General features: G+C 61.4%; 20 protein-coding genes. 5 read left to right on the top strand and 15 right to left on the bottom strand.

Features of this window, described 5'->3' with window-relative positions:
• A complete protein-coding gene (locus tag V1475_RS12675; RefSeq protein ID WP_479413026.1) occupies positions 1 to 480 on the bottom strand; it encodes a GlcG/HbpS family heme-binding protein in 480 nt (159 codons plus the stop codon).
• Positions 481 to 850: 370 nt separating this feature from the next.
• On the opposite strand from V1475_RS12675, the gene V1475_RS12670 reads away from it, so the two are divergent.
• Entirely contained in the window at positions 851 to 1,498 is a 648-nt protein-coding gene (locus V1475_RS12670) for a GntR family transcriptional regulator (protein WP_434287461.1), read from the top strand.
• Between the two features lie 14 nt (positions 1,499 to 1,512).
• Here the strand turns inward: V1475_RS12670 and V1475_RS12665 are convergent, their stop codons facing one another.
• The 6 genes from V1475_RS12665 to V1475_RS12640 all read right to left on the bottom strand — a co-directional run bounded on the left by V1475_RS12665 (position 1,513) and on the right by V1475_RS12640 (position 5,537).
• Positions 1,513 to 2,262, bottom strand: a complete 750-nt coding sequence (locus tag V1475_RS12665) for a sulfite exporter TauE/SafE family protein (protein ID WP_434287462.1) — start codon at positions 2,260 to 2,262, stop codon at positions 1,513 to 1,515.
• Entirely contained in the window at positions 2,263 to 3,708 is a 1,446-nt protein-coding gene (locus V1475_RS12660; RefSeq protein WP_479413025.1) for an aldehyde dehydrogenase family protein, read from the bottom strand.
• A gap of 51 nt (positions 3,709 to 3,759) precedes the next feature.
• Positions 3,760 to 4,047: a 2Fe-2S iron-sulfur cluster-binding protein gene (locus V1475_RS12655; protein ID WP_434287464.1), complete on the bottom strand. Its 288-nt coding sequence runs from the start codon at positions 4,045 to 4,047 to the stop codon at positions 3,760 to 3,762.
• Between the two features lie 48 nt (positions 4,048 to 4,095).
• A complete protein-coding gene (locus V1475_RS12650; RefSeq protein WP_434287465.1) occupies positions 4,096 to 4,389 on the bottom strand; it encodes a ferredoxin in 294 nt (97 codons plus the stop codon).
• 71 nt (positions 4,390 to 4,460) lie between these two features.
• Positions 4,461 to 4,754, bottom strand: a complete 294-nt coding sequence (locus tag V1475_RS12645; protein ID WP_479413024.1) for a 2Fe-2S iron-sulfur cluster-binding protein — start codon at positions 4,752 to 4,754, stop codon at positions 4,461 to 4,463.
• Positions 4,755 to 4,805: 51 nt separating this feature from the next.
• On the bottom strand, positions 4,806 to 5,537 hold the full coding sequence (locus tag V1475_RS12640; protein ID WP_434287467.1) for an iron-containing redox enzyme family protein: 732 nt from the start codon (positions 5,535 to 5,537) through the stop codon (positions 4,806 to 4,808).
• A 390-nt stretch (positions 5,538 to 5,927) separates the two neighbouring features.
• Here V1475_RS12640 and V1475_RS12635 point away from each other — a divergent pair, with 390 nt between their 5' ends.
• Positions 5,928 to 7,310: a gamma-glutamyltransferase family protein gene (locus tag V1475_RS12635; RefSeq protein WP_479413023.1), complete on the top strand. Its 1,383-nt coding sequence runs from the start codon at positions 5,928 to 5,930 to the stop codon at positions 7,308 to 7,310.
• A gap of 48 nt (positions 7,311 to 7,358) precedes the next feature.
• On the opposite strand, the gene V1475_RS12630 is transcribed toward V1475_RS12635, so the two are convergent.
• From V1475_RS12630 to V1475_RS12610, 5 genes are all read right to left on the bottom strand, one after another.
• Positions 7,359 to 8,387 (bottom strand): ABC transporter ATP-binding protein, encoded by a 1,029-nt coding sequence (locus V1475_RS12630; RefSeq protein WP_479413022.1) that lies wholly within the window; start codon positions 8,385 to 8,387, stop codon positions 7,359 to 7,361.
• Positions 8,384 to 9,400: an ABC transporter ATP-binding protein gene (locus V1475_RS12625; protein ID WP_479413021.1), complete on the bottom strand. Its 1,017-nt coding sequence runs from the start codon at positions 9,398 to 9,400 to the stop codon at positions 8,384 to 8,386. The genes V1475_RS12630 and V1475_RS12625 overlap by 4 nt, the downstream gene beginning before the upstream one ends.
• 22 nt (positions 9,401 to 9,422) lie before the next feature.
• Positions 9,423 to 10,391 (bottom strand): ABC transporter permease, encoded by a 969-nt coding sequence (locus tag V1475_RS12620; RefSeq protein WP_479413020.1) that lies wholly within the window; start codon positions 10,389 to 10,391, stop codon positions 9,423 to 9,425.
• Positions 10,392 to 10,394: 3 nt separating this feature from the next.
• Complete coding sequence (locus V1475_RS12615) at positions 10,395 to 11,315, bottom strand: ABC transporter permease (protein ID WP_479413019.1); 921 nt, start codon at positions 11,313 to 11,315, stop codon at positions 10,395 to 10,397.
• Between the two features lie 89 nt (positions 11,316 to 11,404).
• Positions 11,405 to 12,904: an ABC transporter substrate-binding protein gene (locus V1475_RS12610; RefSeq protein WP_479413018.1), complete on the bottom strand. Its 1,500-nt coding sequence runs from the start codon at positions 12,902 to 12,904 to the stop codon at positions 11,405 to 11,407.
• Between the two features lie 567 nt (positions 12,905 to 13,471).
• Between V1475_RS12610 and V1475_RS12605 the strand changes: the two genes are divergently transcribed.
• Together V1475_RS12605 and V1475_RS12600 are read left to right on the top strand one after the other, a co-directional pair.
• Positions 13,472 to 14,236: an SDR family NAD(P)-dependent oxidoreductase gene (locus V1475_RS12605; protein ID WP_479413017.1), complete on the top strand. Its 765-nt coding sequence runs from the start codon at positions 13,472 to 13,474 to the stop codon at positions 14,234 to 14,236.
• 3 nt (positions 14,237 to 14,239) lie between these two features.
• Positions 14,240 to 15,067, top strand: coding sequence for a sulfite exporter TauE/SafE family protein (locus V1475_RS12600; protein ID WP_479413016.1), 828 nt, complete (start codon positions 14,240 to 14,242; stop codon positions 15,065 to 15,067).
• A gap of 16 nt (positions 15,068 to 15,083) precedes the next feature.
• Here V1475_RS12600 and V1475_RS12595 read toward each other — a convergent pair whose 3' ends face one another.
• The 3 genes from V1475_RS12595 to V1475_RS12585 all read right to left on the bottom strand — a co-directional run bounded on the left by V1475_RS12595 (position 15,084) and on the right by V1475_RS12585 (position 19,028).
• Positions 15,084 to 15,848, bottom strand: a complete 765-nt coding sequence (locus V1475_RS12595) for an aspartate dehydrogenase domain-containing protein (protein ID WP_479413015.1) — start codon at positions 15,846 to 15,848, stop codon at positions 15,084 to 15,086.
• A 165-nt stretch (positions 15,849 to 16,013) separates the two neighbouring features.
• Positions 16,014 to 17,684 carry a flavin monoamine oxidase family protein gene (locus V1475_RS12590; RefSeq protein ID WP_479413014.1) on the bottom strand — a complete coding sequence of 557 codons (1,671 nt, stop codon included), beginning with the start codon at positions 17,682 to 17,684 and terminating at the stop codon, positions 16,014 to 16,016.
• A gap of 57 nt (positions 17,685 to 17,741) precedes the next feature.
• The gene (locus tag V1475_RS12585; RefSeq protein WP_479413013.1) at positions 17,742 to 19,028 is read right to left on the bottom strand and encodes an NAD(P)/FAD-dependent oxidoreductase; all 1,287 of its coding nucleotides are present in this window, start codon (positions 19,026 to 19,028) and stop codon (positions 17,742 to 17,744) included.
• 145 nt (positions 19,029 to 19,173) lie between these two features.
• Here V1475_RS12585 and V1475_RS12580 point away from each other — a divergent pair, with 145 nt between their 5' ends.
• Positions 19,174 to 20,064, top strand: a complete 891-nt coding sequence (locus V1475_RS12580; protein ID WP_479413012.1) for a LysR substrate-binding domain-containing protein — start codon at positions 19,174 to 19,176, stop codon at positions 20,062 to 20,064.
• Positions 20,065 to 20,076: the final 12 nt, after the last annotated feature.

The following is a 20,076-nucleotide window of genomic DNA, read 5'->3' as shown; positions in this document are numbered from 1 at the left end:
TCACTTCTTGATGTCGGCTGCGACCACGACCTCGTGGCCTTGCGGTGCAAGCAAATCCGCCAGCGCCTGAAGGGCTGCGACACCCGCCGCCGTGTCCTGTTCGCCATTGCCGCCCGACAGACCGACGCCGCCGATCACCTCGCCATCGACCACGATCGGAAAGCCGCCGACAAAAACCGCGAACTTGCCCTCGAAGGACAATTGGATACCGAATGCCTCGTTGCCCGGCAGCGCGGGGCCGTTCGGGGCCTTGTTGAAAAGATGGGTGGAGCGTTTGTGCGTGGCGGCGGTGAAGGCCTTGTTCCACGAAATCTGCGGCCCGGTCACCCGCGCCCCATCCATGCGTTCGATCAGGATCGGAAAACCGCCATCGTCGGCGATGCAGATCGTCTCCAACACTCCAATTTCCTTGGATTTTTCAACAGCGGCGGTGATCATCACGCGCGCCTCTTCGGATTGCAGTCTGAGAACTGTTTTCAATGGTCTGTCTCTTAGGTTGTGCGTTTTCTTCTCTCAATTTAGTATACCATATACTCGGAATTCCAAGAGCGCTGCGCGGATTTATTGCGATAAACGTATATAAAATGGATATCCATTCAGAAGTGCTCAAATTTTAGTATACCAAACTAGAAAATCCACCTCCCAATCATCGTTTCACCACCGATTTGCCTCCCCCAAAAGAATCGCACCGCCCCCAGCACAGGCCGGAAGACCTGTCCCAACAGGGCACATAACGAAGAAGATGCGAGAGGCTTGGCAAAACCTTATTGCCTCTGGTATACCGAAATCAGCATCAAGACCTTCGGTTCATAACATGAAGACGCGTGATCGAGTACAGACGGGACACAACATGGCTCTGGCAATTGGCGACGCCCACACGCCCTTGACGAAAATGGTCAAGGATGCGCTCCGGGAACGGATTCTGAATGCGGAATTCGAACCGGGAACCCGGCTTGTCGAAGGCAAGATTTCCGAGGAAATGGGCGTGTCCCGGATGCCCGTGCGCGAGGCCCTGCGCGAACTGGCCGCCGAAGGGCTGGTCAAGATCATTCCCCGGCGAGGCGCGACTGTCTCGATGCCCGCGGCGGATCAGAAAATGGACCTGATTGAGGTGCGCGCCACGCTTGAAGCGCTGAACGCCCGGCTTGCGGCACGGCGCAAAGATCCTGAACGGATCGAGGAACTGCAACGCGTTCTGGCCGCAGGCGAGGCGGACATTGAAAAGGGCGATTTCAGCGAGATGCGCGCCCATAACGATGCGTTTCACATCGCTCTGGGAGAGGTCTCCGGCAACGTGACGCTTCAGGAGCTGATCCGCACCCTGCGCGACCAGACAGCCATGCTGTTCAAACAGGACGATCCGGTGAAGGTTCGCGAAACCTGGCGCGAGCATGCCGATATTCTGCGGGCCGTGATCGCGGGCGACGAAGAACTCGCCGCAATCCTGGCCTCCCGGCACGTTTACAATGCGGTGGAACCGGAAAAAGCCGCCGATTGAGGCAGGCGCTCGCCTTAGAGCAGCGCCCGCACCAACAGCCCGACCGCACTGAGCGCCGACAATCCCAAAAGGACATGCCGGATCGCGCCTTTCGGCACATGCCGCGCCAGTGGCGTCGAGACAGTGAAGCCCAGCAACAGAGCCGGAAAGAGCAAGAGGCCCAGCAGAAGCTGGCGCAGCTCGAAATGCCCGATGGACGCCAACAGGATGAGCGACGTCGTTGCCCCGAAGAAGAAGGTGAAATTCAGCGTCGAACGCAGGGTCGCGGGCGGGGTGTTTTGCATGACGATGGCATAGGGCGGTGCGCCCGAAGAGGTGATCGTCCCCATGATGCCCGACATCACCCCGGCAAAGCCCAGCGTGCGCCAGTTGGCGACGATGCGCCAGCCGCTATAGCTCAGCGCCACCCCGATCAGGATCAGCACGGCAAAGAGGATGTAGAAACTGTTGGCACTGAGCATCGCCATGATGAAGACGGCGATGAAATTGCCGATGACGCGGCCCGTAATCATCGTGCCTGCGGATTTGAAATCGATGGCGGAGCGTTCGCGCAGCACCATCATCACCGACAGGCAGCCGCCCAGCACGAGCAAGGGACCGGGGGCCATCTCCGGGAAAAACAGCGCAGAGATCGGCGCGGAGAACATGGCAAAGCCAAGTCCCCCCACGCCCTGAAGAAGGGCGGCCACGAAGACCATGGCCACCATGCCCATAAAATGCGGCGTCAAAAGATTGCCGCCGATCAGCTCGTGCACAAGCTCCATTCAGCCCCCCAGATAGACGGATTTGATCCGGCTGTAGAAATCCATGACATTCGCTCCGCCCTGCTCTTTCGCGCTCTGGTTGGAGGAATGTTTGAAGCCGCCGAACGGCGCATTCAACGCCACGCCGGTGGTCGGGCTGTTGACCTTGACGACGCCATGTTGAGTCTTTTGCGCGATCTTCAGAACGGAGGCCATGTCGTTGGACACGACGGACACGGCCAGCCCGTATTCCGTGTCTTCCGCGATCTCGATGGCTTCGTCCACGTCTTCGATGGCGCGCACCGCGACCACCGGAGCGAAGATCTCGTCACGCAGAAGACGGCTGTCCGTCGGCACATCGACGATCACCGTGGGGCGCACGAAGAACCCGTTGGCCAGTTCGGCGGACGCCTCGGGCAGGCCGCCCGTGGTGATCCGCCCGCCTTCCTGTTTGGCAATGCCGAGATAAGCCTTGACCTTGTCGAGCTGCGCCTCGGTGGCGAGCGGCCCCATGGTGACCCCCGCACGCGTGCCTGCGCCGATGGTGATCCCCTCGGCCGCACCGGTGAGCTTTGCGACCAAAGCGTCGTAATGACCGCGCGCGACCAGAACCCGGCTGGTGCCGGTACAGGCCTGCCCGGTCAGCCCGAAAGCGCCGCGCCGGATGATGTCGGCGGCACGGTCGAGATCGGCATCGCCGAGAACGATGGTGGCGTTCTTGCCGCCCATTTCGAGCTGACAGCGCGTGTCGGTGGTGAGCGCCTGCGCGATCTGCATCCCCACGGCATAGGAGCCGGTGAAGGTCAGCGCGTCGATCCCCGGCGTCGCGGAGATCGCCTTGCCGACCGTCGGCCCGCGCCCATGGATGAGCGCCAGAAGCCCTTTCGGCAGGCCCGCATCGAGCAGGACTTCGACCAGACGTTGCCCCATGAGCGGCGTCATCTCGGAGGGTTTGAAGATCACCCCGTTGCCCGCCGCCAGCGCCGGTGCAATCTTGCGTGCGGCCATGGAGAGCGGGAAGTTCCACGGCGTGATCACCGCAACGACCCCGACAGGAGAGCGCAGGGTCAACGCAATCTGCCCCTCGGGCATCGGAAAGCTCTCGCCCTTGAGTCGCAGCGCCTCGCCAGCATAGAAGCGGAAATTCGCGGCGATCCGGCTGGTCTCGTTGCGTGCTTCCGTCAGGGTTTTCCCTTCCTCGCGTGTCAGCTCCGCCGCGATGGCGTCGATCCGCGAGGAGATGATGTCGGCGGCCTTGTATAGCACATCGGCGCGCGCCTCCGGGCCCTTGGCGGCCCATTCCGGCCAGGCGTTCGACACGGTCTCGACCGCAGCGGCCACATCCGCTTCGCCACCATCGGGAAACAGACCGATGAGATCGGTCAGATCCGCGGGATTGCGGTTTTCGAAAGTCGCGCCGGAGAGGGCGGGAACCCATTCCCCGCCGATGAAATTGAGGTAAGACATAGCTGTCCTTTGATTTTCTTGCGTTTCTTTGTTTCCGGGCTTGTACCCGTCCTAACCCCAGGAGACTTTCACATCGCCATTGACGAAGGTCTGGCAGGCCATACGAAACCCATTCGCCACATCCTCGTCGCTCAGATGTTTGCGCTCCTTGGCCTTGATGTCGTCGGTGTGCTCCAGCCCCTCGACGATCTTGCAACGGCAGGTGCCACAGAAGCCGCCGCCGCATTTGAACGGGATACCGCCCTTGTCCCTGAGCGACGCGCGCAACAGGTTGCTGCCCGCATCGACGGAGATGGTCTTGTTCTCGTTCGGAATGAAGGTGATGCTGATCTTTTCCATAGGCTCTTCAGGGCTTTGTGCGTTTCTTTTCAACGATCCCGGCGCACCTCAGACGAGGCGCAACTCGATGTCCATGCTGCCGTAATGGGTGAGCGTGTTCAGCTCTTCGCGCGCCTCTTCGAGCGTGTCGAAGCTTTCGAACAGCTTGCTCGGCACCTTGTTGGTGATATGCGGCGGCGCGTCTTCGACAATGGTGATCCGGTCCACGCCATCAAGCTCGGCAATGGTGAAATTGGCGCGTTTGCGACCGTAGAAAATATAGTCATAGGATTCGACGCAGGTGACGCCCTCGCCCATGACGGTGTGGAATTCTTCGGGTTTCGTGGTCAGGATGACGAACATGGCTGTCCCTCGTAGGAAATGGGAAGTTGTGGGTCAGGAACGGCCCGCCTGATGCGGCGGGTCCGGTGGGGTCAGATGTCCTGCGTCAACTCGATGTCCTCGGACACCCAGAGCTGACAGGCAAGACGGTAGCCCTCGTCGAGCTTGTCGCCCAACTGGCGTTTTTCCTTCCAGTTCGGCGCTTCGAGATGCTCCCCCCCGCTGATGATGCGGCAGGTGCAGGTCGAACATTTCCCCATGCCGCATTTGTAATCGAGATTGGGATAGGGAAATTTCTTGATCCCGGCGCGGACGACGAGGTTGGTGTTCGGATCGATATCGTCGACAAACACCTCACCGCCCTTGTGCAGTGTGACTTTCGGCATGGGTTCTTCCGGGTTGGAGAGGACGGGAGACCCCGCCCTCTCGTGACAGGATCAGGCCGCCAGACCCAGCTCGGCGAGCGGGATCTCGGAACCGACGTAATCGTTGTAGAGCGAGGTGGTGTACAGGAGACGCATCTGGGCGCCCACCTCACAGATTTTCAGACATTTCTGCTGAAGCTCATAGGTGCGGGCATGTTCCAGAACGATCTGGTAGCCACGTTCGCCGTGGATTTCGTCGGAGACGATGTGCAGATCGAAGAATTCGACCTCTTCGTCGGTGAACCCGTATTTGTCGCGCAGCGTCGGGGTCTGTTTGCGGTAGATCGACGGCACCTGGCTTTCGAGACCGACCACGAGACCGGCGATAGCGACGATCGGGTCCTCACGCATCGCGGTGTTGTAGCACCAAGCCTGAAGCGCGCGGGTGGTGGCATTGGCGTTCTCGATGTCCTTGATGCGCTCGCGCGTGGTGCCGCAGGCCTCACCGAAGCGGATGAGAAGATCGGTGTGACGGTCGGCGGCCAGCTCTTCTTCATACATGTTTTGCAGCATGAAGTCTTTCGCCTCTTCGAATTCCGCGGGCAGGCGCGCGTAGACATAGGCGAGGTAATCGGCAAAGGGGCCGACATAGTGATAATGGTTTTCGCACCAGCGCGCGAGATGTTCGCGCGACAGCTTGCCGCTGGCCCAGGCCAGGCTGAACGGCGAGGCGTTGGCGGTATTGCCGCGAATGGCGTTTTCAAGAGCTGTGCGAAGTTCGTCGGGATTAAGGACCTTGCCCATTTCCGTCTCCGTGTTGGTTATGCGTCAGGTTTTATGCGTCTTGGCGAGACCCTGTCGGCGTTAGGGGAATGCGAGATTCTTCGGGCCTCAATCCACCATACTGTATACCAAATTATCGGTCCACACATTATTCTCACTGAGAAGAAAATCTGTAAATCATACTATGATACTGATTTATAATTATTTTTAAAAAATATTGCAAAATTTTCAATCAATATTAGAAATACTAAATACAAACTTTTCGTACTCCGAACGGCAAAACCGGAGAGTCGAAAACGAAACGGCACCCAAAACAAGGACTGCACACCCGTGACCCCTGCCCCTTTGACAAGTTTGAGCGCAGCCAAGGAGGCGGTCGCAACCGGCCATCCCCTGGCGGCGGAAACGGCCATGGACATTCTCGCACGCGGCGGCACAGCCGTCGACGCCGCCATTGCCGCCGACGCGATCCTCGGGGTGGTCGAACCCATGGCCACAGGGCTTGGCGGCGACAGCCTCGCCATGCTGCTGCCGCCGGGCGAGGCACCGCTTACCTATAATGGCACGGGCAAAAGCCCCCGCGCCCTGACCCCGGATCATGTGGCCGACTTCCCCGGCCAGAAAATCCCCGAGCGCCACCCCTATTCCGTCACCGTGCCGGGGCTGGCGCGCGGCTGGGCCGATCTGCACGCGCGCTTCGGCCGCCTGCCCTTCGCCGATCTGCTGGCGCCTGCTGCCAGGATCGCCCGCGACGGCTTCGAGGTCGCCCCGATCTGCGCCCGCGAATGGCGCATTTTCGCGCGTGTGATCCAGAACGACCCCGCATCAAACGCAATCTATAGAGGCGATGCGATCCCTGTGGCCGGAGAGCGGTTCAGCAACCCCGCGCTGGCCGATCTTTTGGATGCCCTCGCCACCGATGGCCCCGACGCTCTTTACAAAGGCAAGGCCGCCGAAGCGATCGAACGCGCCGCCAAGGCACGCGGCGCGCTTTTGACCGCCGAGGATCTCGCCGCGCATGAGGGCTTTTTCGACCGCCCGGTGCGGCGGATGTTCAAAGGCATCGAAGTGCTGGAATGCCCGCCCAACACGCATGGGATCGGAGTGCTCAAGGCTTTGGAGGCGCTCGATGCGATGGACCTGCCTATGGACGATCCAACGAGCATGGTCGAGGTGGTGAAAGCCACCCGTGAAGGCATGAAATACGCGCGGGAGACCGTGGCGGACCCGTCGGGCAACACGGTCTGCACCGCGATTGTCGACCGCGACGGCTTTGCCGTGACGCTCATGAGCAGCGTATTCAAACGTTTCGGCTCCGGGATCGGCGTTCCGGAACTGGGCATCTGCCTGCAAAACCGTGGCCACGGCTTTTCCGCACCGGGGCATATCAACGGCGTAGCGGGCGGCAAGCGGCCCTATCACACGGTGATCCCGGCGGCGGCCATGAAAGACGGGCGGTTTCATGCGGTCTTCGGCGTGGTCGGCGGGCTGATGCAACCGCAGGGCCATATCCAGATGATGGTCCGCCTTGCCGCTTGGGGGCAGGATGTGCAGGAGGCCATGAACGCCCCACGCTGGCGACTGGAAAGCGACACCCAGATCGCATTGGAAACCGGTACAGATCCGGCATTCGCGGCGGCGTTGAAATCCGCCGGCTTCGAAGACGCCACCGGCGCGGGCGAACTGGGCGGGCGCAGCGATTTCGGCGGGGCGCAATGCGTCATGCGCACCGAGGACGGCGGATTGATCGCCGGATCGGACCCGCGCAAGGACGGCACAAAACTTGGACGATAAAAAAGGGACGCCGTGAGCGCCCCTTCCCCGTCCAGCTTTCAAACGATTTCAGTCCGTCGACACATGCCAGCAAGCGGCCCAATGCCCACCGCCGTGCCTGGCGAAAGGCGGCGCTTCGCGCTGACAATGACCGCCCGACTTGTCGCAACAATCGCGATAACGGCACCCCGGCCCCGACAGGTTCAACTCCGGCGGGCGATGGGCTTCGGGCGCGCAATCGCCATTGCGGCGCAGCGCCGGATCGGGTTCCGGCACAGCAGACAACAGCACCTTGGTATAGGGATGCTCCGGTGCCTCGTAGATCGCATCCCGATCCGCCATCTCCACCATGTGACCGCGATGCAGGATCGCGATGTCATGGGAAATATGGCGCACGACAGAAAGATCGTGGGCGATGAACACATAGGTCAGCCCCAGCTCCTGTTGCAGGTCCTGCATCAGGTTGACGACTTGCGCGCGCACCGACACATCGAGGGCCGAAACCGGCTCGTCGGCAATGATCAGCCGCGGTTTGAGCGCCAAAGCGCGGGCAATGCCGATCCTCTGACGCTGCCCGCCGGAGAAACCATGCGGAAAACGATCCAGCGCATCGAGCGGCAGGTTGACCAGACGCATCAGCTCGCCGACCTGATCGCGTGCCTCCTCGATGGAGGACACGATCCCATGCACCAAAAGCGGCTCGGCAATGAGTTCGAGCACCTTCATGCGCGGGTTGAGGCTTGTGTAAGGGTCTTGAAAGATCAGCTGGATGTCACGGGTGAGACGGCGCAGCGCTTCGCCTTTGACATTGGAAATATCCTTGCCGTCGAAAATCACCCTCCCCTCGGAGATCGGCAGACGGCGCAGGATCGCACGACCGAGGGTCGATTTGCCGGAACCGGACTCCCCAACGAGGCCAAGCGTCTTGCCGCGCTCCAGATCGAAGGTGATGTTGTCGAGCGCCTGAATTTTCTTCGGCGGACCGAAGGGCCGTTCGCGCTCACCGTCGAAGGTGACGCCAAGACCGCGCACGGAAAGGATCGGCATGTCCGGGGTCACGGCATGATCCGTTTCGAAACGATTGGACTGATCGGTCATCGTGCCAGAACCTCCACCCGATCGGCCCAGGCCGCCACGGAAGGCGTCCAGCAAGAGACCGTGCCGCCTTCGGGCGTGGCCTGACGCGCGGGTTTTTCGTCGCATTGCCGCGAGGCGATCGGGCAACGCGATTGAAAGGCACAGCCCTTGGGCGGGTGCAACAGGCTGGGCGGCGCACCGTCGATAGATACCAGCCGCGCACGCCGATCATCGAGTCGCGGCGTCGAACGGATCAGCCCCTGCGTATAGGGATGTTCGGCATGGCCGAAGACGGTTTCCGCCGTCCCCGCCTCGACAATCGAGCCCGCGTACATCACCGCGACCTTTTCGCAAAGCCCGGCAACGATGCCGAGATCATGGGTGATCAGCACGATGGACAGCCCCATGGATTTTTGCAGATCGGCCAGAAGATCGAGCACCTGCGCCTGAATCGTCACGTCCAGTGCCGTGGTCGGTTCGTCCGCGATCAAAAGCTCCGGCTCGCAGGCGATGGCGAGCGCGATCATCACGCGCTGGCGCATCCCACCGGAAAACTCATGCGGATATTGCCCCATGCGCCGTTTGGGTTCGGTGATGCCCACGGCGTCGAGCAATTCGACCCCGCGCTGAAAGGCCTTGTCCTTTGAAAGACCCATGTGGCGGCGCAGCACCTCCACAAGATGCGCACCGATGGTCATCAGCGGGTTGAGCGAGGTCATCGGATCCTGAAACACCATGGAGACGGATTTGCCCCGGAGCTTACCCGCGGCCCTCTGACCTTCACGGGTCAGAAGCGATTGTCCTTTCCACAGAATATCCCCCGAGGAAATCCGCCCCGGCAGGCCAATAAGCCCCATGATCGCCTGCGCGGTCACGCTCTTGCCGGAACCGCTTTCGCCCACGAGCGCCATGGTTTCGCCCGGCAGGACGGAAAAAGAGACCCCGCGAAGCCCCTGAACGAGCCCCGCCATAGTGTCGAACTCCACGCAAAGATCGCGGACTTCAAGGATCGGTGTAGGTTGTGCGTTTGCCATTGTTGTATTCCTTGTCGTCCTGTCAGGCTTTGGTGCGGCGCATCTTGGCGGCGCGGCCCCGGGCGTAGCGTTTTTCGCGTTCGGCGGGTTCCGTGGTGACACGCAGCCAATTGGCGAAAAGATTGATCGAGAGCACCGTGAGCGCGATGGCGAGCCCCGGGAAGGTGATCGGCCACCAGGCGATCATCATGTAATTCTTGCCCCCCGCGACATCGAGACCCCAGCTGGTCGCCGGAGGTTGCACCCCGAGGCCGAGAAAAGACAGGGCCGCTTCGGCGAGGATGATGTTGGTGAATTCGAGAATGCCCAGCGTCAGAAGCGGTGCGATCAGGTTCGGCAGGATGTGTTTGACGATGATCCGGGAGGTTTTGCAACCGACCACCTCGGCCGCCTCGATGAAAGGCGTCTGGCGCAGGGACAGGACGATGCCGCGCACCACACGGGTGTAGATCATCCAGTTCGAAAAGGCCAAGACGACGATGATCGTCGTCGTGGACGGCCCGATCACCGCGACCAGCAGAAGTGTCAGCAAAAGACCCGGAAAAGCCACCTGCACATCGACGATGCGCATGATGACGGCATCGGTCAGACCGCCCTTGTAGCCCGCGATCAGCCCGGCCATGACGCCGAAACTGCCCGCAAGCGCCACAACGGAGACGGACACAAGAAGCGAGGAGCGCGCACCGTAAAGAAGCCGCGAAAGGATGTCCCGCCCCAGCATATCGGTGCCCAGAAGATAGCCGGGCACGCTGCCCTCCATCCAGACCGGCGGTTTGAGCCGCGCCATGACGGATTGCGCCGCCGGATCGTGAGGCGCGATCAGCGGCGCGAAGAGCGCCACGAGGACCAGAAGGACGAGAAAGGCGAAGCCTGCGAACCCGGCCTTGTCACGACACAATTCGGAGAGAAAGCGCCCGACGGGAGCGAGGGACATGAGCAAGCCTTGTTTCAGGGTCGTTTCAGGAAGCGAAGAGGTTGAAGTGATGGTCATGGCTCAGGCGTCCTTGATCCGCGGGTCGATCAGCTTGAACAGCACATCGAGCAGGATGTTGACGAGGACAATGCCCACCGCCACGACGAACACGATGGCCTGAAGCAGGAAGAGATCGCTCTGCCCGATGGCTTTCATCGCGGTAAAGCCCAGTCCCGGCCAGGCGAAGACCGTCTCGACAACGACCGTGTACCCCGCCCAGGCGCTGATCACTTCCCAACCCGCAAGGGTCAGGACAGGCACCAGCGCGTTGCGCATGGCATGTTGGAACAGCACCCGCACGAACGGCAGCCCGCGCGCCTTGGCGGTGCGGACATATTGCTGGTTCAACTCGTTGATCACGGACGACCGCACCAGCATCATGATCCGCGCCATCGCCGGCACCGCAAGCGTCACCGCTGGCAAGATCAGATGCGCCAGCGTCCCCGTCCCCGAGGTCGGCACCCAGCCAAGCCCCACGGCAAAGATCATGATCAGCAAAAGCCCCAGCCAGAATTGCGGGATCGACAACCCGGTCAGGCTCAGCCCGACAATCAGCCGGTCGAACAGCCCGTCGGGCCGGATCGCCGCCACGGCGCCCAAAGGAATGCCGATCACGATGGCGAGAAACATTCCCGCGCCGATCAGCTCCAGCGTTTTGGGCAGCTTGCCCAGCACCACGTCGAGCGCCGGTTTGCGTTGCCAGATGCTTTCCCCGAAATCGAACCGCATGAGATCGCCGAGAAAGCTGAAAAACTGCTGGCCCAGCGGCTTGTCCAGCCCGAATTGCGCCTCGAAAGCCGCGCGCTGCGCGTCGCTGGCCGACAACGGCAACATGACCTTGGCCGGATCGCCGATCAGCCTCGTGGCCACAAACACCACAATCGTTACACCAAGCACCACGAGAAGGCCCTGAAAAGCTCTTCTCAAAATGAACGTCCCCATAAGTCCGCCCCATATCGTCTGAATTACGTGGGACAGAGCGGCCCAGCCGCTCTGCCTGCGAGAAACATGCGTCCTGAGATCAGCAGAGATCACTCAGAGACGGACATTTCCTTGACGAGGAGTTTCGCGTCGATCCGCGGGGTCCATTCCAGCCGTTCGCTCAGACCGTAGATGTCTTCCTGATTGAGCAGCGGAGCGAGATAATCGAGATCGAAGGCTTTCTGCGTGATCTCGGCGTAAAGCGCCTTGCGGGCCTCGACATCGGTTTCCGAACGCGCCGCCTGAATTTTCGCGGCCATCTCTTCGTCGACGTTGGAAGCGTAGCTCGCGTTATACTCAAGCCCTGCGGTCAGCGGTCGGTCGGCATCCAGAAGCTCGTCGGAGTTGGTCACGAAGATCGCGTCCGGGCGGCTTTCCTTATCGAAGAGCTGGTTGAGATATTCACCGAATTCCTCGATGCGGATGTCCACGTCGAGCCCGATTTCCGACCAATAGGCGCCCACCGCCTCGATCAGCTCACGGTCCTTGAGCCAGCGCCCTGATTCCCCAACGAGCGTGATGGTTTTGCCGGTCGCCCCCGCCTCTTCGATCAACGCCTTGGCGGCTTCGGGATCGTAATCGTATTGCGGCAGGGTCTCATTGAAACCAAAGCTTTTCGGGTTCACGAGCTGGCCATAGACCGGGATCGCATTGCCGACGAACAGGCTTTCCGCCAGCGCGGTGCGGTCGATCGCGAGGTTCAAGGCCTTGCGCACTTTCGGGTCTTCCATCACCGGGTTCGCCGTCGACAGCACCAGTGTCGAGGTCTCGAGCCCCTGCGTGGTGATCGCTTTCGGCACGGCGGCGGCAAATTCCGGGTAGAGGTTTCGGATCAGGTCGAGCTCGCCCGCCATCAGCCCCGAAAGCCGCGTTCCCGCCTCACCGATGAAACGATAAGTCACATCGTCGATCGTCGGCGCATCGCCCCAGTACCCGTCGTTGCGTACCAGTGTGATCCCCTCACCCGGCGCCCATTCAGAGAGCATGTAAGGGCCCGTCCCAACCGGTTCGCGCCCGAACTTCTCATCTGCCGCATAGGTCGCGGGCACCATTTTCATCCAGTACATCCGCGCCGGAAGGACCGGATCAGGGGCGGTCGTCTTGATCTGAACCGTCAGATCGTCCACGGCTTCGGCCCCTTCGATGGTGCCGAGGTAGGCCATTTGCTCGGAGTTATACGCCGGGTCGATGATCCGCGTCACAGAGGTCACCACGGAGCCCGCATTGAAAGGCTCGCCATTGGTGAAACTCACGCCGGGTTTCAGTTTGAATTCCCATGTCAGAGCGTCGATCTGCGTCGGCATCTCAGCCGCAAGTCCCGGAACCAGCATCCCATCCGTGGTGCGTTCCAGAAGCGTTTCGAAAATATTGTCGGTCACCGCCCGCTCAGCCCCGTCGTCACGCTGTTGCGGATCTAGGGTTGTTGGCTCGGATCCGATCGCGATCGTAACCCCCGCCGCGTGGAGCGGCAGAGCGGTGCCCAGCAACAGTGCCGAGACGAGCGCGCGTGAAAACGCGGCACGAAGTGCAGTACGATAAGGTGCGTTCATTTGTTTTCCCGTTGGCTAGGAGGTCTGTCCCGATTTTTCGGGTTCTTTTGATGAGTGCCGACATTCCCTGCTCCAAGCCTAGGGAGCGGCCGAAATCCCTGTCAACGGCTTCGAAGACTTATCCTCCCCGCAGAGGCCCACCACCTCGAAACAATAGACCATCGCACAATTATTAATCGAATTTCGCCTATTTTTTGCGCGCAAAAATATGAAAATTTCCCATTTTTGTATTCCAAATTTCCCCTGCCACTCAAAGGCTGGTCACGAGGGGCATCGCGACCACGAAACCGAGAATCGCTCTCGACTTTGCCAAAACACGTCAATTATGCCCATATTTATTGCAATATCCTCATATTCATACATCGACGCACACGACATATCAAAATCTCACCAGAAGGGCTTGCACGGCAATATTGTATACCATATACAAAATTTGAGTTGAGACATTCCCAAACTCACACTCAATGACACGTCGCGCGGCCATGGCGGCGGCACAGCCAATGGGATCGCCTCAGGCCATCCCGAAGCTCCCCGCACAACCGCGCGACGTGCGCACGGACGGACGATATGACCAAAACTATGAAACGCACCCTGATCGTCACCGGCGCAGCAAGCGGCATCGGGGCTGCGATCGCACGCAAATGCGCGGGACCGGACACCAACCTCCTGCTCCACACCGGTAAAAATGCCGAGCCTCTCGAAACCGTCGCGCAAGACTGCCGAGACGCCGGATCGCAGGTGCTCACAGCCCTCGGCGATCTGGCCAACCCGGATATTCCTGTCCTGCTCGTCACTCAGGCGCGCGCCAATTTCGGACAGGTCGACCAGATCGTCAGCAATGCCGGAAAAGCCTCCAAAACGCCCTTCGGCCAGTTCAACCACGACGATCTGATGCGCGATTTCGCCATGATGCCGGGCGCCTTCGCAGGGCTCGTCACCGCGGCCCTGCCCGATCTCGTCGCCTCGCCCTGGGGGCGTGTCGTCGCGATCAGCTCCTTCGTCGCCCATGTCCATGGCAAGGCAGGCACCAGTTTCCCGACGACCTCCGCCGCCAAGGCCGCCATCGAAGCGCTGATCGAAGCCCTCGCGCTTCAGCTCGCCCCAAGCGGCACGACCGTCAATTCCGTGGTTCCCGGCTTCACCCGCAAACAAGGCGGCGGACATCTGGCCGTAACGACCGACACCCTGTCCGCCGCCATGGCCGCCACGCCCACGGGCCGCCTGACCGAACCCGATGACATTGCCGCCACCGTGGCGTTCCTTCTGTCGCAAGAGGCCGGTCAGATCACCGGGGCGACCGTCCATGTCGACGGCGGGCTGACGCTGGGCTAAACCATGACAGATCTGATGCTTTATCTGCAACTCGGCGCGGTGCTGATCGCGACCGGTTTCGTCGCCGGGATCATCGCCGGACTTCTGGGGCTCGGCGGCGGAATCGTCCTCGTGCCCGCCTTCTATTTCCTGTTTTCGGCCATGGGCTATGAAAGCGCCCATCTGATGCAGGTCTGTGTGGCCACCTCCTTGGCCACCATCGTCGTGACTTCTCTGCGCTCCGTGCAATCGCATCGCAAACGCGGCACGGTCGACATGGAGATCCTGCGGACATGGGCACCGGGCATCGTGCTTGGGGCGGTGATCGGGACACTGGTGGCCACGCGCCTCTCCTCACATGTCCTGTTGGCCATTTTCGGCATACTTGGCATGCTGGTCTCTGCCCAGATGGCCTTTGGCGGACCGAAGGAGGCCCCCGAAGGCCATCGCCTGCCCGGCGAACCGCTGCGCTCCGCGCTCAGTTCCGGCATCGGCTTTCTGTCTGTGTTGATGGGGATCGGAGGCGGCTCTTTCGGCGTTCCGATCCTGACGCTTTCCGGCCTTTCGATGCATCGTGCCGTGGGCACGGCGGCCGGTTTCGGCCTGTTGATCGCAGCCCCCTCGACCGTCAGCTTCGCGCTGCATGGCTGGACACTGACCGACAAACCGCCGTTCTCACTTGGCCTGATCAACCTTCCAGCCTTTGCCGCCACCATCGCCATGACACTTATTTCCGCCCCTTTGGGCGTCGCACTGGCACATCGGCTCCCGGCGAAAAAGCTCAAACGCATCTTCGCGGTGTTTCTGTTCATCACCGCCGCACGGATGTTGATGAAAGCCTTCGGGAGCTGAAAGCGCGCCTCGGGCGTCACGCAATGCTGACGCCCGATCCCCCCAGAAGCCGCCGCACCGAGCCGACGGCCGAGCGCGGTGTATAGGCCCCGCTCACCCCGCCAAGCGATTGGGACGACACGCGAATATCCCATTCAAGCCCCTGCCCCTCGACATGGATCAGATGCTCCATCGTCGCCTTGCCCGGCTCCGCGACCACGCGGCTTTGCGTCCGGTCAAAGCCGATCCCGGCCAGCGCAACAGCGGCATGAACATTGACGTTGCGCGGGAATTGCAGGCAGGCGTTGCGCGCCGCTCCCTCGAACAGCGGCCCGACCGCATCCTCGGCAAGTCCGAGGCTCGGCCCGCTCTTGATGGTGGTGATCGTCACACGCTCGATCACATCGCGCCCATCCGCCAGACCGTCGAGCGCCATGACCGCGCCATGCGGCACGAAAAACCGCGTCCCCGAGTCAGCGCAGGCATCCTTAACAGCGCGTTCGGTGTCCGGCCGCGACAGCGCGGTACAACTGAAACCGCAGAGATCGCTTTTGGCAAGAATCGTCGCGCCATGGTCATGGATCACATCGGGCACCGCCGCCTCGATCACCAGATCGACCTCCCGCGCCAGCGCCTCCGCAATATCCGTCAAGATCAACGCTTCCGACACCCCCTCCGGGCGCGCGCGTCCGGCCAGCATGTAGACCAGTTCCACCCCCTCCATTTCCGCCAGCGCGTCATGGATCGCAACGCCAATTTTACCAGCGCCGAGAATACCGATTTTGCGAGGAGAGGAGGTCATGAAAATGCGCCTTTCTGTCAGAGTTCAGAGCCGTGACAAAAGATCATAAATCAAGATTTTTGTCTATAATTTCAGTGCATTTTACGACATTTTTTCACCAAAATATCAAGGCGGAACGAGATGCGTTTTCAAGGGCGGGGCATCGATCCATTCTCATCCCGGCTCTCATCCCTGCACGTGCACCGGCCCGTAATCCGCATAGAGATCGCCCGGCCCCAGATTGGCCGCATGACAGGCCCCGCCGAGATGAGCGACGATCCCCCAAACCGCGTTCAGCCCGGTCTGAACCGCGCCCTCGACCCAAGCCGGGGTCCAGCTCACACTGTCGCCCGCGAGGAAAATTCCACGCTGCTCCGCAGGCATATCACCTTGCATGAAATGGCTGTAGACCCGGTGATTGTAGCGGTAGTGCCCCGGCAAAGCGCCCTTGAACGCACCGAGAAAATTCTCGTCCGCCTCCCAGCTGATGCATTTCGGCATGCCCCGGATATGGCGAGCAACATCGACATCAGGATAAATTTTCCCCAATGATTTCAAGGCCAAATCCACACGTTTCTCATCACTCAGCGGCAGCAGTTTGAGCGCATCCGTCATCCAGGAATAGGACAGGCAAATCACCGCAGGTTGATCCGGGCCATTGTCGAAAAAATAAGTGCCGCGAGTGATCCGGTCCGTGAGCGTCATGGACATCACAGGACGCCCGGTTTTCGGGTCGAGATCGGTCCAGAACGGGCGATCCACCATGACAAAGGTCTTCGCCGCCTGCATGTAGCGCGTCCGGTCGAGTGCCATCCAGAGCGGCTGATCGAACAGCTCTTCGTCAACCTCCATGGCGGTGGTCAGGAGGTGACTCTGGCAGGTTACGAGCACCGCGTCATAACGGTCTTCATTGCCCCATTGATCGGTGAGACACAGCGGACCGGCGGGAGAGGATCTGGAAATTTTCGTGACACGTGAACGGGTTGCCCCCCCGTGCAGGGTCGCAAGAGAGCTGCCCTCCGGCCAATACGCGCAGGGTGGCGCGGCGTGCCAAAGGCGCCGCAAGACGCTCTCGACCCCGCCCACGACATAGCGCTGATCGTCGTCAAACCCGAGCAGATTCACCCGCAAGATTTCAAGCATCGAGTTCGGGAAATCCGAATCCCAACCGCCGGTGCCAAAACCGACCTGCCCGAAGACCTCGCGATGACGGAAGCTGAGAGACTGGAACGCTTCCGAACTGGTGACGAAATCGTAAAAGGTGCGCTCGTCCCAGGCGGCGACGATGGGATTCCACAACGATTTGACCCGCGCGGCGTCCTTGGCGCGGATGGCGTTTTGCAATTCGGTGAAGGCCGCACCTTCGTCGAGCGCCCGTGCATAGGCGCTTGCGATCTCCTGATAAAATGATGGTAAGTCATTCAACTCACGAGCATAAACCGTTTCACCCTCAAGGTCGATCACGGTCGATCCGGCGGCCTTGGTCAAAGGGTTCGGGAAGGGTTTCGTCGTGAGCCCCATGAGGTCGAGATAATGGTAAAATCCCGCCGAAGAGGCCGGAAACCGCATGCCGCCCATCTCCGCGATCACAGGTGGGGAGCCCTCGTATCCCGTGCCGTCGAAGACCTCCGAGCGCAGCCGTCCGCCGAAACGCGACGCCTCGTAAATTACGGGTTTCAAACCGATTTTCATCAGTTCATAGGCCGCAATCACGCCCGAGGCTCCGGCCCCGATCACCGCAACCTCGGTGCCCAGAACATCCTTCGGCACAGCGCCCAAACCCGCCGGATGGGCGAGCCAGTCGTCATGGGCAAAGGTGAAATCGGGCCCGAAGGCGGTCAGCGGCGGCAGGGTCATGGCGGGATCTTTCCGGTCGAAACGAAGGGTCGGCAAAGCGTCGGACTTGTGTCGGACTTATGTCGGACCTCTGGGCGCCCCGAACCGCGCGGGCGAAAATGGCAGAGCCTCGCGCCGAGGCATGCGCCCGGCGATCAGATCGGCGACGATTTCCGCCGTGGCCGGAGCCGAAGCGAGGCCGATATGACCGTGCCCGAAGGCATAGATCACATCGGCGCAGCCGGAGGCGCGACCGATCACCGGCCTGCCATCGGGCATCGACGGACGACAGCCCATCCATCGCCGAAGATCATGAGCCCGTCCCCTGAGCGCCGGATAGCTGCGCTCGAGATGGGCCAACAACACATCCGCCCGCGCCCAGTTCGGCGGCGCATCGGGGGCCGCAATCTCCACCTGACCGGCGGCGCGCAGCCCTCCGCGCGTGGTGACATTGGCCATTTTGCCGTCCTGCGGCATCACCGGCACATCGAGACGAACAGGCGCGTCGGCGATCTCGACATGATAGCCCCGCTCGGCGGCAAGCGGCAGGCGATCCCCGGCCTCTCTGGCAAAGGGCGCAGAGGCGATCCCCGCGGCGATCACCACCCGGTCGCAGGGCAGATCGCCCCCCTCGCAACGCAGCCCCCCGAGACGTCCCGCCGCAAGATCGAGCCCCAGAACCCGGTCCTGCCGCAGCGCCGCGCCCGCGGCCACGAGATGACGCGCCAGACCGGCGACATAGCCACCGGGATCGGCACAATGCGCGCCCTCGGAGATCAGGATGCCAAAACCGTAGTCCGGCGCGATATCGGGAGCCAGATCGCGCAGACGCGCGGCATCGCATTGTTCCATGACAACGCCACAGTCGGCGCGCAGGTCCCAGCTACGTCGCTCGGCCTGCCATGCGGCGCGATCCCGGAAGGCGTAGAGCAAGCCGGTCTGACGGATCAGCGCCGTCTGCCCGCTGCGGGCGGCCAGATCCGCGTGGCGCGCGGGGGCGTCCTTGAGCAAAACATTCAGGTCATGGGCGATACGGGCGACTTTCCCGGGACGGTTCCCGGCGCGCAGGAAGGCCAGAAGCCACGGCAGAAGCCGCGGCAGGTCGCGCAGCCGGACGGAAAGCGCGCCGGTCGGATCGAGCAACATTCTGGGCACCTGCCGCCAGAGGCCGGGCGCGGACATCGGGATCACCGACGCCGGGCTGATGAATGCGCCATTGCCATAGCTTGCGGCCTGTTCCCCACCGGGCACCCCCGGTTCGATCAGCGTGACCCGATGGCCCTCGGCCATGAGCCGTTCCGCCACGCAGAGGCCGACAATGCCCGCGCCAATGACCGCGATATGTTTTGAATGAAGATTGCTCATGAAGCAGGCCGGACCTGTCGATACCTTGTGCGGGGGGCGACTTTCATCTCTTTGTTTGAAACAGTTTGCCAGAGGGGGCGAAAAAGGAAAGGATGCAGAACAGCATGCCGTCATGAGTTTTAATCATGATAAGGAGTGACCCCTGATGCGTCGTTTCATCCCCTCCCTCGCCGCCCTTGAGTGTTTCGAAGCCGCCGCGCGGCATCGCAGTTTCACCCATGCGGCCCAGGATCTTGGCATCACCCAAAGCGGGGTCAGCCGACAGATCGCCGCGCTGGAACAATTCCTTGGTCTCAAGCTGTTTCAACGCATCGGGTCGCGTCTTGTGTTGACGGAGGTGGGGGACGCCTATCTCAGGGACACGCATCGTTTGCTTTCGGAACTGGAAACCTCGGCGATTGACGCGGTGCGCGGCCAGAGCCTGACCGAGGCCTTTTCCATCGAGGTTCCGATCGGCTTTGCGACGCATTGGCTGATCCCGCGTCTGGCCCGCCTCAGGGCCGCCCTGCCGGGCGTGTTGATCGAGATTCGCATGCAGGACACCAGAGTGCCGCCGCATGAGAGCCATGCCGATCTGATCATCCGGCGCGGCGGGGGAGCATGGACGGGGGTGCGTGCGGAACCGCTTGCGCCCGAGAGCCTGACCGTGATCGCATCGCAAGACCTGCCCGGGCTGCACATGCCGCTTGGCATATTGGATTTCGATCATCTGCCGACCCTGCAAAACGCCACGCGCCCGGATCTCTGGCTGACATGGCTGCGCGGCACGGCGGTGCCCTATAGGGGGGCGATCATGGGAACGCGTTTCGACAACAGTGCGGCGTTGATCGCCGCCGCCCGCCATGCGCTCGGTCTGGCGCTGGTGCCGCGGATCTATGTTCTGAAAGATCTTGAGAGCGGGCTTCTATGCGAGCCTTTCGAAGGCAAGGTGCACAGTGCCGAGAGTTTCTGGGCTCTGCGCCCCGAGCATCTTTTGCCACATCCGCTGAGTTCACAGGCGATTGCCTGGTTCAAACGAGAAATCAAAAGCGTCTGAGACGCAACAGCG

The organism is Celeribacter sp. SCSIO 80838 (genome assembly GCF_056498065.1).
The sequence above is the reverse complement of the archived record's forward strand: the minus strand, read 5'-3'. Positions and strand labels throughout refer to the sequence as shown.